Origin of the sequence: Streptomyces sp. SID3343, from assembly GCF_009865215.1 — a bacterium.
GTDB lineage: Bacteria > Actinomycetota > Actinomycetes > Streptomycetales > Streptomycetaceae > Embleya.
This window is the reverse complement of record NZ_WWJX01000161.1, coordinates 55,169-74,418: the sequence shown is the minus strand read 5'-3', so window position 1 is coordinate 74,418 and position 19,250 is coordinate 55,169. Positions and strand designations below refer to the sequence as shown.

General features: G+C 69.1%; 17 protein-coding genes. 4 read left to right on the top strand and 13 right to left on the bottom strand.

The window, feature by feature from the left end:
• Positions 1–13: 13 nt before the first annotated feature.
• The 3 genes from GT354_RS05800 to GT354_RS05790 all read right to left on the bottom strand — a co-directional run bounded on the left by GT354_RS05800 (position 14) and on the right by GT354_RS05790 (position 3,511).
• Positions 14–1,171, bottom strand: coding sequence for an acyl-CoA dehydrogenase family protein (locus tag GT354_RS05800; RefSeq protein ID WP_161355088.1), 1,158 nt, complete (start codon positions 1,169–1,171; stop codon positions 14–16).
• Between the two features lie 169 nt (positions 1,172–1,340).
• Positions 1,341–2,498 carry a CaiB/BaiF CoA-transferase family protein gene (locus tag GT354_RS05795; RefSeq protein ID WP_161355087.1) on the bottom strand — a complete coding sequence of 386 codons (1,158 nt, stop codon included), beginning with the start codon at positions 2,496–2,498 and terminating at the stop codon, positions 1,341–1,343.
• Positions 2,499–2,704: 206 nt separating this feature from the next.
• A complete protein-coding gene (locus GT354_RS05790; protein WP_161355086.1) occupies positions 2,705–3,511 on the bottom strand; it encodes an SDR family oxidoreductase in 807 nt (268 codons plus the stop codon).
• Positions 3,512–3,774: 263 nt separating this feature from the next.
• Here GT354_RS05790 and GT354_RS05785 point away from each other — a divergent pair, with 263 nt between their 5' ends.
• Positions 3,775–4,116, top strand: coding sequence for a DUF4286 family protein (locus GT354_RS05785; protein ID WP_202511543.1), 342 nt, complete (start codon positions 3,775–3,777; stop codon positions 4,114–4,116).
• 151 nt (positions 4,117–4,267) lie between these two features.
• Here the strand turns inward: GT354_RS05785 and GT354_RS05780 are convergent, their stop codons facing one another.
• A complete protein-coding gene (locus GT354_RS05780) occupies positions 4,268–4,561 on the bottom strand; it encodes an antibiotic biosynthesis monooxygenase family protein (RefSeq protein WP_161355085.1) in 294 nt (97 codons plus the stop codon).
• 290 nt (positions 4,562–4,851) lie between these two features.
• Here GT354_RS05780 and GT354_RS05775 point away from each other — a divergent pair, with 290 nt between their 5' ends.
• Positions 4,852–5,775: an alpha/beta hydrolase gene (locus tag GT354_RS05775; protein ID WP_161355084.1), complete on the top strand. Its 924-nt coding sequence runs from the start codon at positions 4,852–4,854 to the stop codon at positions 5,773–5,775.
• A 106-nt stretch (positions 5,776–5,881) separates the two neighbouring features.
• Here GT354_RS05775 and GT354_RS05770 read toward each other — a convergent pair whose 3' ends face one another.
• On the bottom strand, positions 5,882–6,868 hold the full coding sequence (locus GT354_RS05770) for a zinc-binding dehydrogenase (RefSeq protein ID WP_161355083.1): 987 nt from the start codon (positions 6,866–6,868) through the stop codon (positions 5,882–5,884).
• Between the two features lie 237 nt (positions 6,869–7,105).
• Here GT354_RS05770 and GT354_RS05765 point away from each other — a divergent pair, with 237 nt between their 5' ends.
• Positions 7,106–8,629: an MFS transporter gene (locus GT354_RS05765; protein WP_161355082.1), complete on the top strand. Its 1,524-nt coding sequence runs from the start codon at positions 7,106–7,108 to the stop codon at positions 8,627–8,629.
• A 29-nt stretch (positions 8,630–8,658) separates the two neighbouring features.
• Complete coding sequence (locus GT354_RS05760; protein ID WP_161355081.1) at positions 8,659–9,300, top strand: TetR/AcrR family transcriptional regulator; 642 nt, start codon at positions 8,659–8,661, stop codon at positions 9,298–9,300.
• Positions 9,301–9,428: 128 nt separating this feature from the next.
• On the opposite strand, the gene GT354_RS05755 is transcribed toward GT354_RS05760, so the two are convergent.
• The 8 genes from GT354_RS05755 to GT354_RS05720 form a co-directional block, all read right to left on the bottom strand.
• The gene (locus GT354_RS05755; RefSeq protein ID WP_161355080.1) at positions 9,429–9,728 is read right to left on the bottom strand and encodes a DUF6342 family protein; all 300 of its coding nucleotides are present in this window, start codon (positions 9,726–9,728) and stop codon (positions 9,429–9,431) included.
• A gap of 300 nt (positions 9,729–10,028) precedes the next feature.
• On the bottom strand, positions 10,029–11,516 hold the full coding sequence (locus GT354_RS05750) for an aldehyde dehydrogenase family protein (protein ID WP_161355079.1): 1,488 nt from the start codon (positions 11,514–11,516) through the stop codon (positions 10,029–10,031).
• Positions 11,517–11,590: 74 nt separating this feature from the next.
• Entirely contained in the window at positions 11,591–12,988 is a 1,398-nt protein-coding gene (locus GT354_RS55675; RefSeq protein ID WP_161355078.1) for an MmgE/PrpD family protein, read from the bottom strand.
• A gap of 440 nt (positions 12,989–13,428) precedes the next feature.
• Entirely contained in the window at positions 13,429–14,199 is a 771-nt protein-coding gene (gene fabG / locus GT354_RS05740; protein ID WP_161355077.1) for a 3-oxoacyl-ACP reductase FabG, read from the bottom strand.
• Positions 14,200–14,259: 60 nt separating this feature from the next.
• Entirely contained in the window at positions 14,260–14,715 is a 456-nt protein-coding gene (locus GT354_RS05735; RefSeq protein ID WP_161355076.1) for a MaoC family dehydratase, read from the bottom strand.
• A gap of 58 nt (positions 14,716–14,773) precedes the next feature.
• Positions 14,774–15,970: an acetyl-CoA C-acetyltransferase gene (locus GT354_RS05730; RefSeq protein ID WP_161355075.1), complete on the bottom strand. Its 1,197-nt coding sequence runs from the start codon at positions 15,968–15,970 to the stop codon at positions 14,774–14,776.
• 85 nt (positions 15,971–16,055) lie between these two features.
• Positions 16,056–17,525 (bottom strand): aldehyde dehydrogenase, encoded by a 1,470-nt coding sequence (locus tag GT354_RS05725; protein WP_161355074.1) that lies wholly within the window; start codon positions 17,523–17,525, stop codon positions 16,056–16,058.
• A gap of 253 nt (positions 17,526–17,778) precedes the next feature.
• Positions 17,779–19,215: an MmgE/PrpD family protein gene (locus GT354_RS05720; protein ID WP_346011878.1), complete on the bottom strand. Its 1,437-nt coding sequence runs from the start codon at positions 19,213–19,215 to the stop codon at positions 17,779–17,781.
• Positions 19,216–19,250: the final 35 nt, after the last annotated feature.

The window sequence follows — 19,250 nt, the reverse complement described above, 5'->3', positions numbered from 1 at the left end:
GGTTTCGGGCCGCTCAGGCGCGGGTGGGCAGACGCATGGACTTGGCGATGACGGTGCGCTGGATCTGTGATGTACCGCCGCCGATGGTGGACTGGACGCTCTCTCGCAGATAGCGCTCCATGTCGGCCTCGGGGAGGTTGGCGTAGCCACCGAGGATCTGCATGCCGTCGAGCGCGCAGGACTTCAGCGTCTCCGAGCCGAAGAGCTTGGCCATCGAGGTTTCGCATGCGGCGGGCAGACCCTGGGCCTTCATTCGGGCGGCGCGGTAGCAGAGCAGCCGGGCGGCGTCGACCTGGGTCTGAGACTCGGCGAGCATGTGCTTGATCACCTGGAACTCGTAGATCGGCTTGCCGAACTGGATGCGCTCCTGCGCGTAGCGGTTGGCGGTGTGGACGGCCTGCTGCGCGTTTCCGGTGTACGCCGCGGCGACCGCGCAGCGTTCGAGTTCGAGGTGGTCGGTGATGATTTTCCAGCCTTGGCCGACCTCGCCGAGCAGGGCCGCCGCCGGAACGCGAACCTCGTCCAGGAAGATCTCGGTGGTACCGGTGGCGTGGCGCGACAGCGTCGGCAGCTTGCGGATCTCGACGCCCGGTGTGTCGTTGGGGATCAGCAGCACGGACAGGCCGCCGTGCTTGTCCTGGGCGTCGGTGCGCACCAGCATGGCGATGATCGTGTCCTCGGCGGCCGCGCCGCTGCACCACAGCTTCTGGCCGCTGACGATCCAGTCGCCGTTCTCGTCACGGCGGGCCCGCGTCTTGGTGTTCGAGGCGTCCGAACCGGCATCGGGCTCGGAGATGGAGACCGAGAAGCGGATCTTGCCCTCGATGAACGGCTTGACGTATGTGGCCTTCTGTGTGGCCGAACCGAATTTGATGATGTTCATCGCCGTGAAGGTCGGCACGAGCACCGAGCAGGCGAAGTCGAAGCCGAATTTTCCGAGCCCCTCGGCCATCAGCGAATAGTCGAAGATGTCACCGCCCGAACCACCCTCGTCCTCGGGGATCATGATGCCGAGCCATCCCTGCGCGGCGATCTTCGCATACGCCTCGTACGGGTATCGACGCTCCGAGTCGCACGCGCGGACGTATTCGACGGTGACTTCCTTGTCCATGAAGTCGTTGACGGTCTTCAGCCAGTCGGCCTGGGCTTCGTCCAGGAAATTCGAGGTCATTTCTTCATCGCTCCAAAGTATTGCGGTCCGGGGAAGTTCGAGTAGCTCGCACATGAGGGCCCGGATGCCGATCATCCGAGTGGAAAATTTCGAGGCAACGATTCGCGAGCGTCGAATCGCTCGGACGAAAGGCGGACGAAAAGGAGGTGACCGCGCCGCGAGGACCGCCTCAGGCGATCGCGCCCGCCGTGCGCAGCGCGGCCAGGTCGGCGGTCGTGAAGCCCCAGTCGGTGAGGACGTCCTCGGTGTCCTCGCCGGGACGCGTGGGCGGCCCCTGGATCGCCCCGGGGGTCCGGCTGAAGCGCGGCGCGGGCGCCGGCTGGACGATTCCCTCGATCTCGACGAAGGTTTTCCGCTCGCGCAGATGCGGGTGGCGCGGTGCCTCGTCCATCGACAGGACGGGGGCGATGCAGACGTCTTGGCCCGCGGCCGACTCGCTCCACTCGTCCCGGGTGCGCGTACGGATCGCCGCGGCCAGCGTGGCGCGCATCTGCGGCCATCGGGACCGGTCGTGTTGATCCGGCACGTCGTCCTCGGCCAGCCCGAGAAATCGCAGGGTGTTGCGCCAGAATCGGGCCTCGTTGGAGCCGACGCTGAGCCAGCGGCCGTCCGCGGTCTCGTACACGTCGTACCAGGGGGCGCCGGAATCGAGGCGGTTCGTGCCGCGCTCGTCGCTCCAATAGCCGGCGGCGCGCAGTCCGTAGAAGAGGGTCATCAAAGACGCCGAACCGTCCACCATGGCCGCGTCGATCACCTGACCCAGCCCCGAACTCCGCGACTCCAGGAGTGCCGCCAGCACCCCGACGGCCAAGTAGAGGGAGCCTCCGCCGAAGTCGCCCGCGAGGTTGAGCGGGATGGTCGGGGGGCCGCCCGCGGCACCGATGGAGTGCAGGACTCCGGTGAGCGATACGTAGTTGACGTCGTGGCCGGGGTCCTGGGCAAGCGGCCCGTCCTGCCCGTAGCCGGTCATCCGTCCGTACACGAGCGCCCGGTTCACCGCGTGGCAGTCCTTGGGTCCCAGGCCCAGTTTCTCGGCGACCCCGGGGCGAAATCCCTCCACCAGGACGTCGGCTGCGCGCACGAGTTCCAGGACCGCGTCGACGGCCTCTTTCTTCTTCAGGTCCAGGCCCGCGCTTCGCCTGCCGCGGTTGAGCAGGTGGAAACGGGAATCGACCGGCGCCCCGCCGTCGTATCCTGCGGGGCGGTCGATTCGAATGATGTCCGCACCCAGGTCGGAAAGGAGCATGCAGCAGAACGGAACCGGCCCGACGCCTCCCAGCTCCACTATTCGGACGCCTGCGAGCGGACCTCGTGCCTCAGGTTTCATCGGGTACCTCCGGTACAGTCATCGGAGCGTATCCCCGGGCCTGTTCATCAGCCAATACCCGATCGATTGCAAAGTTTCGAAGTGCCGATTCGAAGAATTCGCATCGACCGGGCGAAGGCGGACGGAAAGAAGGGGCGGCACGCGGGAAGTCCCGTATGCCGCCCCTTCGAATTCCGAGGGCCTCGCTGTCGGAGATCGTCTCCCGGTCAGACCGCGCAGCCGCGCAGCGTCTGGCCGCCGTCGACGACGATCTGGGTGCCGGTCAGATAGGAGGCGAGGTCGGAGGAGAGGAAGAGCACGACACGGGCGATGTCGTCCGGCACCGCGATCCGCCCCTTGGGGATCCTCTTCTCGAGTTCGACGATCGCGTCCTCGTCCAGGAACGGCGCGAGGCCCGGCGTACGCACCCCGCCGGGGCAGACGGTGTTGACCGCGATTCCGTGCGGCGCGAGCTCCAGGGCCATCGTCTTGACCAGACCGGCGACACCGTGCTTCGACGCGCCGTAGTGCGCCAGTCCCAACACCGACGGGTTCACCGCCTCGACGGAGTTCACCGTGACGATCCGCCCGCCGCGCCCCTGCTCGATCATCTGCCGGGCGGCGGCCTGCGAACAGAGCATGACGCCGAGGAGGTTGACCGCCAACGTGCGCTGCGCGAGTTCGAGGCTCGTGTCCAGGAACATCGACCCTTGGTAGATCCCGGCGTTGTTCACCAGGATGTCGAGGGCCCCGAAGGCGTCGACGGCGGCACGGACCATGGCGTCCGCGTCCTCGGGCTTGCCGACGTCCGCGACGACCGTGCGGATGCGGGACGCGTCGTCGAACTCCGCCACGGCCTTGCCGAGGGCGCCCTCGTCGATGTCCGCGATGACGAGGTTCGCACCGGCTTCGTGCAGGCGGCGGACGATGCCCAGGCCGATACCCATGGCGCCGCCGGTGACCACGGCGGTCTGGCCGCTCAGGTCCATCAGCGCACCGATGGAGACCGACTCGGAAGAAAGGATTTCACTCATGGACTACTCATATCATGCACAAAATATTCTGCATACCCATGGCTTGCGATTCCTTCTCGTGGCAGGATCACGGTCCGCAGGCAACCGACGTCACCGCGTCGGCTTCGCTCGGATCGTGCGCCCCGATGTACGGCGCGCCGTCGACTCCACGAGAGAAACGTCCCGATCCGCAGGTCTTCCCCTCCCGAAACCCACGAAGTTCCGCCTGCCCGCGTCACTGTGCGCATGTCCGCGTTCGGGGGGAGTCATCACAAGGAGGAATCGTGCCGAGATACACCTATGTCGTGCTGACCAACCCGGTCGAGGGGAAGGAAAGCGAGTTCAACGACTGGTACACGAACACCCATGTGCACGACGCGCTCGAAGTCCCGGGGTTCGTCTCCGCCCAACGGTTCGCCCTGACCCCCAAGCAGCGCGTCGAGGCGCCTTTCCCGTGGGGTTATCTCGCCGTCTACGAACTCGAGACCGACGACCTGCAGCAGTCGATCGACGCACTCGCCGCGCGCTACAACACGCCGGACATGATGATCAGTGAAGCCCTCCACCCGGAACGACTGGGCCTGATCTTCCAACCGATGGGGCCGCGGCTCGAAGCGAACGCCTGAGCCGCAGCGAACGAGTCGGCACCCGGCGCGGCAGGCGGCCACGAGCCGTCACCGCACCGGGTACCTCGTCACTTCCGAGAACTCAAGCGGGGTCCGGGCCGTGACGGCCCGGACCCCGCTGTCGGCGGCTCGACCCGCGACGGCTTAGCGATCAGACGCCGAGCACGTCGTAGAACCTGAAGTCGATCTCGCCCTCGATCATCTCGACCAACTCCTGAACGACACCCGTCTCGGTACGCCACGCGAGATAGCGTTCGAAGTTTTCGCGGGCCGACCACTTCTCCATGAAGACGACCTTGGTCGGGACGTCCTGGTCACGGACGACCTCCACACTGATGTTGCCCTCGAAACTGCGCGTGGCGGGGAGTCGATCGACGAACCACTTGCGCAGGTCGTCGAGACGGCCCTCCTTGGCGGTCAGCTCGAAGATCACGTGGCATGCCATGGGCGGTTCTCCCTGTTCGGTGGTGGGCGTGGTCGATCGGTGGTGCGGCCCACGCAATGTAGGAGGAACCCCCGCCGAGAAGTGTCCGAGAACCTGCACACCCGTACGTCGCCCGCGGCTCCCGCCCGAACCAGGGCCGATTCTGTCCCTGACTACCGCACTCGATCAGGGGAAGAAGATCTCATACGAAATACAGGCAAGACGGGGCAAGTCCCCCGGGCCGCCGAAGACGGCCCGGGCCGGGCGCCCGGCCGTTGCCCTCGGCGACACATACGGCAAGGAGCACAGTCATGGAATCCGTGCGCTTCAAGAACCGCACCTGGGACGTCGCGGGCGTTCTGCGGCGGCCGAAGGACTTCGACGCGGCGAAGAAGTACCCCGCCGTCATCTGTGCCCACCCGATCAGCAGTTGCAAGGAACAGACCGCCGGCAACATCTACGCCGCACGGCTGACCGAGCAGGGGTACGTCACCCTCGCCTTCGACGCCTCGTACCAGGGAGAGAGCGGCGGTGAACCTCGATACCTGGAGGACCCGGCCGCGCGCGTGGAGGATTTCCGCTGCGCCGTGGACTATCTGGTGACGCTCGACTACGTGGACGAGAACCGCATCGGCGTCCTGGGTGTCTGCGGCGGCGGAGGCTACGCCGCCAACGCCACGATGACGGAGCACCGGATCAAGGCGCTGGTCACCGTGGTCGGGGCCAACTACGGGCGACTGGCGCGGGAAGGCGATCTGACCGCCGGCGCGGCCGTCGGGATGCTCGAAGCCGTCGGCAGGCAACGCACGGCCGAGGCGCGCGGCGCCCAGGCCGCCATCACGACCTACATCCCCAACTCCCAGGAGGAGCGGGAGTCGGCCGGCGTCACCGACGTCGACATCGTCCAGGCCATCGACTACTACAAGACGCCCCGCGGAGCGAACCCGAACTCGCCGAACAAGTTGCGCATGTCCGGCCTGGCGCCGGCCGTCGGATGGGACGCCTACCATCTGGCCGAGGTGCTGTTGACGCAGCCGCTCCAGGTCATCGTGGGCGACGTACCGGGCAGCTTCGGTTCCTACCGGGACGGGTTCGAGCTTTTCGACCGGGCACGCTCCGAGAAGAAGGACATCCTGGTCATCGAGGGCGCGAGCCACTACGACCTCTACGACCAACCCTTCGCGGTCGACCAGGCGTTCGAGAAGATCACGCCGTTCTTCAAGGAGAACCTGTAACACGGCTCGGGTCCCGCGCCGGTACGCCCGTCCTTGAGCGGGCGCCGGCACGGGACCTACGGGCGGGCCGAACCCCTGCCCCGGCCGCAGTGGAGCCTGGAACTCGTCAGGGCACGGTGAGGACGATCTTCCCGAGCGCCCGGTGCGAGCGCAGCCGCCGCATGGCTTCGGTCGCGCCGTCGAATCCGTACGTACTGTCGATCAGCGCCCGCACCCGGCCGTCCAACAGGGCGGGAGTCAGTGCGTCCGCGGCGCCGGAGAGGACTGCGCCGAGTTCGGCCGGCCGGGAGAAGCCGAAGGACACCCCGCGTACCCGCAGGTGCCGGTAGGACAGCGCGTCCAAGTCGATGGTGGCCGCGGCCCGGTCCAGGCGGCCGATGTTGACCACGCTCCCGTCGACGCGGGTGGCCGGCAGACATGCGGCGAAGGTCTGGCCTCCGACGTGGTCGAGGACCAGGTCGACACCCTCGCCGCCGGTGATCCCCAGGACGGCATCGGTGAGGTCCGCTTCCGCGGTGGCCACGACCTCGTCCGCTCCGACGTCCCGGAGCAGGGCTCCCCGGGCAGCGCTGCGGGTCGTGGCGATGATCGTGGAGGCGCCGAGGGCTCTGGCGACCTGGACGCCGATCAGCCCGACACTCGACGTGGCGCCGGTGATCAGGACCGCCTGACCCGACTCGAAGCCCCCGCGCGTCAGGGCCCCGTGCTCGGTCAGCAGCCCCGTGGGCAGCGCGCACGCCTGCTCGTACCCGAGGCCCTCGGGGACGGGGACGACGTGCCGATGGTCGACCGGGACGTACTGGGCGAAGCTGCCCGGCGTGGTGCCCATCACCCTCGTTCCGACCTCCGGACCGGTCACCCCCTCCCCCAGGGCCGCGACCTCGCCGGCGAACTCGTACCCCGCGAGGTAGGGCGCGCCCGTACCGCCGGCCGTCGGATCGGCGGTCGCCAGTACCGACGCGTCCGCGTGGTTGAGGGCGACCGCTCGGGCCCGCACCAGCACCCGGCCGGGGCCGGGCTCGGGAACGGGGACCTCGCGCAGCTCCCATTCGGGGCCGGCGCCGCCGTACAGCGCGGCCATGATCTCGGGCATGCGTACTCCTTCGCTACGGGGAAGTCGGCGGGGCGGGCGAGTGCCGACGGGCGCACCGTCACACCATGCCGTCGCCCGTGACCACCTTCCGTTCCGGACGCCGATTTCGCCCGACGCCGAGCCGGTGGCGGGCAGGGGTGCCGCCGATGTGACGAACGGCTGTTTATTTTTCATATAATATGTCATGGACCAATGACATGGATCGCTGACATCCGTCCATCGAAAGGAAGCCGCAGCATGGCCAAGCCCCCCTGGGACGCCCCGCAGGACGACGGGCGCCGGAACGAGCCCCGTCGGCCACGGGCCCTGCTGCCTGCCCTGATGTTCACGTCCTTGACCGTCTCCGTCATCAGCACGCTCGGGGCACCGATGGTCCCCACCATCGCGCGCGAGCAGCACGTGTCGCTCAGCGCCGCCCAGTGGGTGCTGACCGCGACCCTGTTGGCCGGGGCCATCGCGGGCCCGGTCCTCGGCCGGCTCGGCGACGGGCCGCACCGACGCACGGCCATCCAGGTGTCCCTGGCGGGCGTGCTCGTCGGAAGCGTCCTGGCAGCGACCGCCCCGGCACTTCCGCTGCTGCTCGCGGGACGTGCCCTGCAGGGCATGGGTATGGGCCTGCTGCCTCTGGCGATCGCCGTCGCCCGCGACCATCTACCCGCGGAGCGCATGCGCTCCGGAATCGCGTCGCTGTCGATCACCACGTCCGTAGGCGCGGGAATCGGCTATCCCCTGACCGGCGTCATCGCCCAACGCCTGGACTACCGCGCGGGTTTCTGGTTCGCGGCGCTGCTGAGCGCCGCCGCCCTGGTGGTGGTGCGATGGGTCGTACCCGAGGGTTCCTCGAGCCCACAACGCCCGCTCGATCTCGTCGGGGCCGCCCTGCTTTGCTCGGGACTGGCACTCTTTCTCCTGGCCGTGGGCCAAGGCGTGGCCTGGGGGCTGCGCTCGGGGGCCACCCTGGGGTGTCTCGGCGTCGGCGCGGCGCTGCTGCTCCTGTGGACGATGCAGGCCCGCCGCACCCCCCATCCCCTGGTCGACGTGCGGCTGATGCGCAACCGCGCGGTCCTGGCGGCCAACGTGACGGCGTTGCTCACCGGCATCGGCATGTTCGGCGTCCTGTCCCTGGTCAATCTCTACACGCAGGTCCCCGCCGAGACCGGATACGGCTTCGACTTCTCTCTCACCGTCACCGGGCTCGTCCTGCTGCCGATGTCCCTGGGCAGCCTGGCGGCGAACCGTCTCGCCTCCGCCCTGGTCTCCCGGTTCGGGCCCTACCGGGTGCTCCCCCTGGGTTCCCTCGTGGTCTCCCTGGACCTCGTCGTGCTCGCTCTGTGGCGGGACCACGTGGCGGTCCTCGTGCTGGGTACCTTCCTGCTGGGGGCCGGTGTGGGGGCGGCGTACGCGGTCATGCCGCTGCTCATCGTCCGCCACGTCCCGGCCTCGGAAACCGGTAGCGCCACCAGCTTCAACCAGGTCCTGCGCACGGTCGGAGGCTCCGTCGGCAGCGCCGCGATCTCGGCCATCATGCTCGCCTTCACCCCGGCCGGCGGCCACGTTCCCCGAGACACCGGTTACACCACCGCGCTCCTCGTCACCGCGGCGGCGACCTTCCTCGGCGTCATCGCCGCCGTCGCCCTCCCGCCACGCCGCTCCACAGCCCCGGCGGGCGCGTCCGCCGTGGTGACTCGGGGCCACGCCGCAAAGGCGCGGCCGGTTGACGCCGCCGCGTCGGATACGGTCCGCCGCGGTTCCGGGCGCTGAACACGAACCGAGCCGGGAAGGGGCCGATGATGGAGTCGCCCAGAGAACACTCGCGCGGCAAAAGGCGCGACGCCGACGCCACGCGGGCCGCGCTGCTCGACGCCGCCCGCGCACTGTTCGGCCGGCACGGATACGAGGCGGTGACGCTCCGGGACATCGGCGAGCGGGCCGGGGCCGACGGCTCCCTCGTCGCCCGGTACTTCGGCAACAAGGCCGCGCTGTACCGGTCGGCGGTCGCCGAGGACGGCCGCGAGGCGGCCGCGTCCCCCGGAGGGCTCGACCTCGGGGTCTACACGGTCGACGCGCTGCGCCGGGCCGACCTGCGGGGGGCGCCGGGTCCACTCGTCCAGGCCCTCCTTTCCCAGGGCAGCACTCCGGAGGTACGCGCCTCCGCGGCCGAAGAGATGCGCACCCACCTGGTGTTGCCACTCGCCACCCGCCTGGCGGCCGAGGGCGCGGCGGATCCCGAGGCCGGGGCCGAGGCCCTGGTCGCCTGCCTGGTAGGGGTCATCGCCCTGCGGACGAGCGGTCTCTTCGCCGGCCTGTCGGGGGCGAGCCGCGAGACGGTCGGCCTGATGCTCGACGCCGCCGCGCAGGCGTGGCCCGCCGCGGCGACGGCACAGGCGGAGGGCGGGGGCGCCTCGGTTGTCGAGACCGGCCAGGGCGAGTGACGGCCCGCCGCCGCGTCGTGTTCGACGGCCCCGGGTCGCCGGACGGGTCGATCGTCGGCGGACCGGGTGACGTCGTCACCCGGTCGCCCCCCACGCTTCGGCTCTGCGGCCCGACTTGGTGGGTACTTCTAGAACCCGAGGTTCTTCTGGTCCGTGGTCAGCTTCCCGGCGATGCTCAGATTGCCTTGGGAATCGAGTACCGCGATGACCTTCTTCGTGCTGCCGTAGTGCGTGGTGAAGAAGACCTTGTCCGCCTCCTGCGAGGTGGAGAATTCCGAGTTCACCTGGATCTCGATGCAGTTCGGCGAGGTGATGGCCACGTCCTTCTTGGGCGACGTGGGGTAGGTCCGGTTCTGTACGAGCTTGACACGGCCGTGCGTGTCGCCTTCGTCCCAGTCTGTCGCGAGTCCGAGATCGATGTCGGGCATGTGGAATCCCCTCCGGTTCCGGCAGGCCGTTTCCCACCGCCCGGGCCCGCACGTCGCCGTGTGAAGCCCAGCGGAACGCGCCCGCGAACAGTGAAACGGTTGCGGGTATGCAACACCCGAACCGCGCGTCAGGAGCCTAGATCGTGTGATTACGCAGACGCACCCACTATCGGAAAGATGGCCGCTTCTGCTCGTACTGGCCTGATCCACGATCATGCCCCGGGTTGCCGGCCACCCGTGGCTGTGCTGGGGCTGACCCTGTGGCTCCGCGAACCACGACCATGATCCTTCGTCGACGCCCTAGTCGAGATTGATGTACACGGCCTTCGGATACAGGAAGCTCTCGACGTGCTCCTTGGCGCCCTTCCAGCCGTAGCCGCTCATCTTGGTGCCGCCGAATCCGACAGCCGGGTCGAGAACCCCGTAACAGTTGACCCAGATCGTCCCGGCCGTGATCCCCCGGGAGACCTTGTACGCGGTCGACAGATCGCGGGTCCACACGCCTCCCGCGAGGCCGTACGGCGTGTCGTTGGCGATGCGCAGTGCGTCGTCCATGTCGTCGAAGGGGATCACCGAGGCGACCGGACCGAAGATCTCCTCCTGAGCGATGGTCATGTCGTTCGTCGCGTCGGCGAAGATCGTCGGTTCGACGAAGTAGCCTCCGGCGAGGTCACCGCCGAGGCGGTTGCCGCCGCCGGCCAGTCGGGCCTCGCCGCCACCCACGTCGATGTAGTGCATGACTCTTTCGAGCTGGCGCTGCGAGACCAAGGGGCCGAGCTGGGTGTGCGGGTCGAGGCCGTCCCCCACCCGAATCGTCTTGGTGAACTCCCGCATGCGCTCGACGAACTCGTCGTGCACGGACCGCTGTACGAGGATCCGAGTCCCGGCGACGCATACCTGGCCGCTGTTGGTGTAGACGCCCATGGCGGCGCCGGGCACGGCCTTGTCGAGGTCGGCGTCGGCGAAGACGATGTCGGGCGACTTGCCACCGAGTTCGAGCTGCAGACGCTTGAGGTTGCCGGCCGATGCCTTGACGATCGCCCGCGCCGTGCCGACGGAGCCGGTGAACGCCAGGCGGTCGACGTCCTTGTGCTCCGCCAGGGCCTGGCCCGCGTCGGTGCCGTACCCGGTCACGACGTTGACGACGCCGTCGGGTACACCGGCCTCGGTCAGCAGCTCGGCGACGCGCAGCACCGAAAGGGAGGCGTCCTCGGCCGGTTTGAGAACCGCGGTACAACCGGTGGCCAGCGCCGGACCGAAGATCCACCAGAGGCCGATCAACGGGCCGTTCCAGGGGATGATGCCGCCCACCACGCCGACCGGGGCCTGGTGCCGCAGGGTCAGGAAGTTGCCGGGAAGCGAGTTCGGCGGTGTCGCCGTGCCACCGGCGTCGCACTGCGAGGCGAAGAACTGCAGGACCTGCGAGGTCCACCCGGCGAGGCCCTTCGTCCTGGCCAGGGGCGCGCCCATGTCCAGCGTCTCGATCAGGGCGAGTTCGTCGAAGTGGTCGAGGACGACGTCGTGGATCTTCAGCAGGAGCATGCGGCGCTGATGCGGCGTCCAGCGGCTCCACTCGCCCTCGAAGGCACGCCTGGCGGCTGCGACCGCCCGGTCGATGTCGGACGCGTCGCCCTGGGCGATCGTGCCGAGCGTCCGGCCGGTCGCCGGATTGACCACGTCGATCTGCTTGCCGGAGGCGGCTTCGACCCATTTTCCGCCGATCAGGAGCTTCTTGGGACCCGTGACGAACTCCGGGAGCAGCGAGGTGGTCTCCGACGCAGCGAACATGTGCATTCCTCTTTCTGGTTCGTCGTATATGCGGGGGGTTCCGTGCGAAGAAGGCTCGGAAGGGCCGGCGGTTTTCAGACCACGAGGAGCTTGGCCATGGTCGCGGCGGGCATGTCCGGGTCCCCGCCGACGATGGCCCGGAGCAGTTCCTCGCTCTGTTCCGAGCCCATGCTCGCCACGGTCAGGTCGCGGAACTTGGCGTCGAGGTCGGCCTGCGACATCGGGTTCTCGGCGGTGCCGACGGGGCTGTCGACGAAGACGCTCTCGCTCGAACCGTCGCGGTAGGTGACGGTGATGTCCCCGACCCACTTGCCGGCGTACGCGGTGTCCAGCTCGGGCTTGGGCGTGATGCGGACCCGGTGCGCGAGCTCCGCGATCTCGCTGCCCTCGGACAGGTCGAGTTCGCCGTCCAGGTAGGCCCGGTGCGTGACGAAACCGTTGCCTCGGCCGAGGAGCGACAGGGCGAACTGGAACGGCAGGCTGTACTGCAGGTTCTCGATGCTCTCGGGTGTGTAGGCGTTGACGTTGCGGGTGCCGACGATGACGTTGCCGCCGGTCTGGATGCCCAGCTCGATGCTCTCGATGAGTTCGAGGCGGTCCGCGAGTTGCCGTGCGCCGTCGATGTAGGCGTGGTTGATGCCGCAGCAGCAGTAGGGCTTGATCCAGATCCGCGTGATCTGGAACGGAGCGTCCGGGGAGAACGCGGTGGCAGCGGCGGGCGCGTCGATCTCGCGCCCGACGAAGGTGGGGAAGAAGCCCTTCGATCCCGTGAGGTAGGCCAGGGGGCCGGTGACGCCCGCCTCGGCCATCTCGGCCGCGCGGATGCCGTTGCGCGTGCCGATGCCCGCGTGCACCCGCTTCACGGAACCGCCCGAGGAGGTGTACTCGGTGGTTCCCGCGCAGTGGCTCAGCGCGACGGCCAGGGCGTGGGTGGTGCGCTCGCGGTCGAAGCCGCGCATCTTGGCGACCACCGCGGCGGCGCCGAAACTCGACAGGACCGCATGCGGGTGGAATCCACGTTCCAGGAGTTGCGGCGCGGCGAGCACACCGATCCGGGTGTAGACCTCGTAGCCCACGATGATGCCGAGCAGCACTTCCCGCATCGTGGCGCCGATTTCCTCGCCCACCGCGAGGGCCGTGGAGACCACGCAGCTCCCGGGGTGGCTGGAGCTGGCGCGGTGGGCGTCGTCGTACTCGAAGCCGTGGCCGAAGGTCGCGTTGACGAACGCCGCGTCCGCGGCGCTCATCATGTCGCCGGTCAGGGCCACGTGGGACACGCCGGGTACCTGGCGGTTTCGGGTCAGTCCCAACACGGTCCGGCTCCACGGCAGGGTCGCGCAGCCGATCTGCACGGCCAACTGGTCCTGCATCAGGCGCCGCGCGCCCTGTACGGCCTCGGGCGGAAGGCAGTCGTAGTCCGACTCGACCACGAAACGAGCGACCTGTGCTTCGACTGGGGGGGTGATCTGCACGATGTGCGCCTCGTCTTCCGGGCGAAAGTAAACTCAAGAAGAAAGCTGAATATATTTTATGTTTCGTGACTTGGCCAGAGCACTCGCGAAGTGCGTGCGAAGACCACCCCCGTTCGGACCGGCGGCGCTCCGAAACGGTGCCCATGCCGCGCCGGACCCCCTGGCCCGGGGCAGACTCACACGCTTCGGGAGAGCGGGAACAGGGGCGGAAAAGAGCCCGGGACACGACAGGCCCCCTCATCGCCCGAACGTGCACGTCGTCCAGGTGGCGTGCGTCGAGGACGGCCGGGTCGTTTCGGCGGAGGAGTACATCGGCCCCGAGATGGACATCGCCGTCTGACACCTGCTGCGGGCCGAACACGACAGTCCCGGGCCGCCGACCACATCGGTCGGCGGCCCGGGACTGTTCTCGTTTACGGGTCCGGCGGGCGATACGACACTCAGCCTCGCGGTCCACCTGCCACATACAGGACCTGTCCGGTCACGAAACCGGCACCCTCGCTCGCGAAGAACGAAACCGCGTGGGCGATGTCGTCGGGCTCGCCCACCCGCGGAACGGGGGTGACGGCCGCGCGCTGCGCCTTGAACTCCTCGAAGGGCACGCCCAAACGCTCCGCGGTGGCGGCGGTCATCTCGGTGACGATGAAGCCGGGGGCAACCGCGTTCGCGGTGACGCCGAACTTGCCGAGCTCGATGGCCAGGGTCTTGGTGAAGCCTTGCAGACCCGCCTTGGCGGCGGAGTAGTTCGCCTGGCCGCGGTTGCCGAGCGCGGCGACGGACGACAAGTTGACCACCCGGCCCCAGCCGGCCTTGGTCATGTGTGCCTGAGCGGCCCGGGTCATCAGGAAGGCGCCGCGCAGATGCACGCCGATGACGGCGTCCCAGTCGGCCTCGTCCATCTTGAACAGCAGGTTGTCGCGCGTGACGCCGGCATTGTTCACCAGCACGGCGGGCGGGCCCAGTTCGGCGGCTACCCGCGCCACGGCCGACTCGACGCGGGCGGGGTCGACCACGTCCACGCCGACGGCCAGGGCGCGCCCGCCTGCCTTCTCGATGGCGGTGACGGTGGCGGCGCAGGCGGCCTCGTCGAGGTCGAGGACGGCGACGGCGAAACCGTCGCGGGCCAGACGCAGGGCGGTGGCGGCGCCGATGCCGCGGGCGGCACCGGTGACGACGGCGACGCGCCGGCCGGGGGTGGTGGGTTCGGACACGGTCGTACTCCTTGAGCGGGGGTGTCGGGAAAGGGAGCGCGAGTACGGCGGGCGGCGCGGTCAGCCGTAGAGGCGGGTGACCGTCTCCGCGACGCAGGCCGGCTTGTCCGCGCCGTCGATCTCGACGGTCACCCGGGCGACGATCTGGTGGCCGCCGGGCACCGCCTCGACCGAGACGAGGTCCACCGAAGCCCTGACCCTGGCGCCGACTCGCACCGGGTTCATCAGGCGAACCCTGTTCAGGCCGTAGTTGACGGCCATGGCCACGCCCTCGGTCCGGTAGACGTCCTTGACCAGGACGGGGATCAGGGACAGCGTCAGGAATCCGTGCGCGATCGGGGTACCGAAGGGACCGGAGGCGGCGCGCTCGGGATCGACATGGATCCACTGGTGGTCGCCGGTCGCCTCGGCGAAGAGGTCGATCCGGCGTTGGTCGACGGTGATCCAGTCGCCGGTGCCGACATGCGTGCCGACGGCCTCGGCGAGCGCGGCCGGGGAGGGGAAGACCTTGGTCATCGCGTGTCCTGTCGCAGTCCGGCGGTTTCGTGTTCGTGGCGATCGAACCGGGCGGTGCTCACGCCGCGGAGAAGAGGGCGGCCATGCCCTGGCCACCGCCGATGCACATGGTCTCCAGGGCGTACCGGCCGCCCCGGCGCCGCAGTTCGTGGAGCATGGTGGTCATGATGCGCACGCCGGTCGCGCCGATCGGGTGGCCGAGCGAGATGCCCGAGCCGTTGACGTTGAGGCGTTCGGTGTCGTGCCAGTTCCACTCGGCCAGGACTGCGAGCACCTGGACGGCGAACGCCTCGTTGATCTCGACGAGGTCGAGGTCGTCGAAGGACTTGCCGGTACGGGCGAACAACTTGGCCACCGCCGGTACCGGGCCGATGCCCATGACCGCCGGGTCGCAGCCGGCCGCCGCCCAGCCCTCGAGGTATCCGAGGGGCTCCAGGCCGAGTTCCTCCAACTTGTCCTCGGCGACCACGAGGCACGCGGCGGCGGCATCGTTTTGTTGGCTCGCGTTGCCCGCCGTCACGGTGCCGGCGGGCCGCAAGGTGCGGAGCCTGCCGAGGATCTCGACGGTGGAGTCCGCGCGCACGCCCTCGTCCCGGTCGACCAGGAGGGAGTCACCTCGCCGTTGCGGCACGTGGACCGGCACGATCTCGTCCTTGAAGCAACCGGAGTCCCAGGCCGCGGCGGCGCGCTGGTGGCTGGTCACGGCGAACGCGTCGGCGGCCTCGCGGGTGATGCCGTAGCGCTGCGCCAGGTTCTCCGCGGTCTCCACCATCCCGGAGATCTTCCCGAACCGGTGCTCGGGCTGGGAGCGTTCCCGGCCGCGATCGAGCCGGTCGTACATCTCGACGTTGCCCGAGCGCCGTCCCCACCGCATCGACGTGGTGTAGTGCTCGATGTTCGACATGCTCTCGACGCCGCCGGCCAGGACGACGTCGCAGGCTCCCGTCTGGACCATCATCGCGGCGGTGACCACGGCCTGGAGTCCGCTCCCGCACCGGCGGTCGGTCTGGAAGCCGGGCACCGAGAGCGGCAGGCCGGCGTGCAGCGCCGCCCAGCGGCCGATGCAGGGCGTCTCGGAGTTGGCGTAGGACTGGGCCATCGCGACGTCGTCGATCCGTGCGGGATCGATTCCGGTCCGCTCGACCACCGCCTTGACGACGGTGGCGGCGAGGTCCTCGACCGGGACCGCCTTCAGGGATCCCCCGAAGGTTCCGACGGGTGTCCGCACGGGGCTGACAATGGCTGCGCGCCGCATGGCTTCACGCCTCTCTCTCGATAAAACTTAAAATAAAATATCTGATCTCCATTTTTCGAGCAAGGCCGGCTGTCGACGCGGACGGTCAGGACAGGGCGTCGGCCAGCGCGGCCGGGAGCCCGTACGACTTGAGCTCCACATACGCGTCGAAGCCCTCCAAGCCGGCCTCGCGGCCGATGCCGCTGTCCTTGAAGCCGCCGATCGGAGCGTGGAAGCCCGCCCCGTGGCCGTTGAGTTCGACGGTGCCGGTGCGAATGCGGCGAGCGACGGCCAGCGCGTGCTCCGGGTCCGACGTGAACACCGAACCGTTGAGCCCGTAGTCGGAGTCGTTCGCGATGGCCACGGCCTCGTCTTCACTGTCGAAGCCGATGACCGACAGGACCGGGCCGAAGATCTCCTCCCGCGCGATTCGCATGGACGGCTCCACGTCGGTGAAGACCGTCGGCTCGACGAACCACCCACGATCGAGACCGGCGGGACGGCCGCCGCCCACCAAGACCTTGGCGCCCTCCTGGCGGCCGATACCGATGTAGCCCTCCACGCACTCGCGCTGGCGTGCGCTGACCACGGGGCCGACGTGCGTGGCCGCGTCCGCGGGGTCCCCGACGTTCAGTGAGCCCACCATCTCGACCATGCGGTCGAGCAGTTCGGCCTCGCGCGTCCGTGAGACGACGATCCGGGTCTTGTTGCTGCACGCCTGCCCGCTGTTACGCAGCGAGAGTGCCCGAATCGACTCCATCGCCACGTCCAGGTCGGCGTCGTCGAGGATGACGGCGGCGGACTTGCCACCGAGTTCCAGGGTGACCCGGCGCAGATCCTGTCCACAGCGTGCGGCAATGCGGCGGCCGGCCGCCGTGGAACCCGTGAACGACACCTTGTCGACGCCTTGATGGGACACGAGGTACTCACTCACGTCACGGTGGGCGGGGAGGATGCCGACCACGCCGGCCGGCAGCCCGGTCTCGCCCAGCATGTCGGCGAAGAGGTACGCGTCGAGCGGGGCCTCGGGCGAGGGCTTGAGGACCACGGTGCAGCCGGACAGGAGCGCCGGCACCAGCTTGAGCAGGGTCACCAGGAGCGGCGCGTTCCAGGGCACGACGGCCGCCACCACGCCGACCGGTTCGCGAGTGACGAGCGCGTTTCCGGTGTTCGACCGGCGCAGGGTGCTCCACTCGTACCGGGGTGCGAGGTCGATGAAGCTGTCGAGCAGCAGCCGGCCGCCGGCCGTCTGCATCGTCCGGGAGAGAGCGATCGGGCAGCCCATCTCCTGTGAGATCAGGGTGGCCATCTGCTCGTGCCGGCTTGCGAGTTCCTCGCTGAGGCGGCGCAGGACCGCCAGCCGGTCGGCGAGCGGCATTCTCGGCCAAGGGCCGTTGTCGAACGCGTCCCGCGCCACCGCCACGGCCCGATCGACGTCCGCCCGGGAGGCGGCGGGAACGTGCGCCACGACCTCCTCGGTGAACGGCGACACCACGGCGATCGACTCGTCGCCGGCCGGGGTGACCCACTGGCCACCGATGTAGAGCTTCGAGTAGTTGCCTTGCCAGACGGCCATTGCCGGTACTCCCTTTCGCCAGTCCCTCGCGCGATCTCCCGCGAGGACGCGGCCCGCCGATGCGGGCGGCGCCGATTCCCACTTCTGTCGTTTCGCCGGCCTGCACCGGGAGTTGGTCGGCGTGCTGCTCTCCGGTTGGGCCGGCGGCGGCCGCGGGAGCGAGACACGGCTCGGTTCCCGCCTTCGCGGCGTGGGGGCCGAGCCGTGCGTCACTCCACGAACTGCGGGTGCCTCAAGGGCTCCACGGGCGGGGTCAGCCGTCCGTCCTACCCACCAGGCTCATGACCTCGCCGAAGTCGCCGACCGTTTCGAGGTCGAGGACGGCGTCCACCACCCGGTCGATGTTCGCGTCCGGGAGGACTCCCTCGGCGTGGCCGCGGAACTTGGTGACCAACTCGTCCGTGGTCATGGTCGTCTCTGGCTCCGGCGACTTGCTGCCCTTGGGGTAGCGTCGTTCGCCGACGAACGTGGTACCGCGCGCCGAGACCTCGATTCTGGCGGGGCGGCTCGCCGGGTTTCCGGAGATCAGCTCCACGTAATCGGGGTGGACCTCGTAGGTCACCCGGTCCATCAGGCCCATTACCGAGTCGCCGAAGACCAGCGCCGGGTCGTGCCACGCCTTGGTGGGCGGCAGCCGATGCGCACCGACCGCGAGGCCGTGGGCGATGCTGAACTGGGCGTCGTGGACGTGCTCGATGGTGCGGTTCACCCACAGCGGCTGCTCGACGAAACCCTCGACCCAGGCCTTGATCCCGTCGATCTCCGCCGGTTTGATGTCGTTCTCCGTGACGATCTCGGTCAGGGAGTCGAGCAGGGCGTGGAGAATCCGGCAGTGGGGGTACGGCTTGTACGACTGCTCGGTGGGGAACCGCCAGTCCTCGCCGAGTTCGTCGGTGATGGCCTGCGGCTCCCAGCGGCTGGTGCCGATGAAGCGCGCGAACCCGAACTCCCGGTCGTCGAGGACGCGCAGGTCCCCGCGGTGCCCCAACTCCCCCATGTGCGCCGCCGTCAGCGCCGCCTGGGTCAGCGCGCCGGCCAGCAGGTACTTGATCGTGGAGGTCGGGGCATGCTCGCTCCACGCGCGAAAGGAGTTGACCGGGGCGATGCTTCCCGCGATTCCGAGGCCGTGGGACAGGACGCCCCGGTCGATCCCCTTGAGCTTCATGACGGCGGCGGTGGCGCCGAACACCGTGCTGCTGTAGCCGTATACCGGCGGCGGGGACACCTTGCCGTCCTTGAAGTCCCGCAGGTAATCCATGGCCTTGCCGATGCGGTACGACATCTCGTGCGCCACGGCCACCGCGGCGATGACGTCCTTCCCGGACGCGCGCACGCTCTCGCCGACGGCCATGGCGCCCGGCAGCACGTACGGGGTGACGTGTCCGGGCGGCAGCACGGCGTCGGCGTCGAGGGTGTTGATCAGCTCGCCGTTGGCGAACGCGGCGCCGAAGACCGACACCTTGTCGCCGGTGCCGATGATCGTCGCGTCGCCGCCCGTTCCTCCGGTCATCCGGCCGTACTCGATGCCGATGCGGCCCTTGGGCTCGTCGATCGCGCCCAGGGCGCAGCCGATCGAGTCGAGGAGGATCCGCTTGCTCTCGTCGATCACGTCGGCGGGCAGCCGGTCGAAGTCGCTGTCCGCGGTGAAGGCCGCGAGGCGCTCCACGAGGGTCTCGTTCGATCCGAGCACGTCACAGGGCCTTCCGTTGGCAGAGAGCCCGGGTG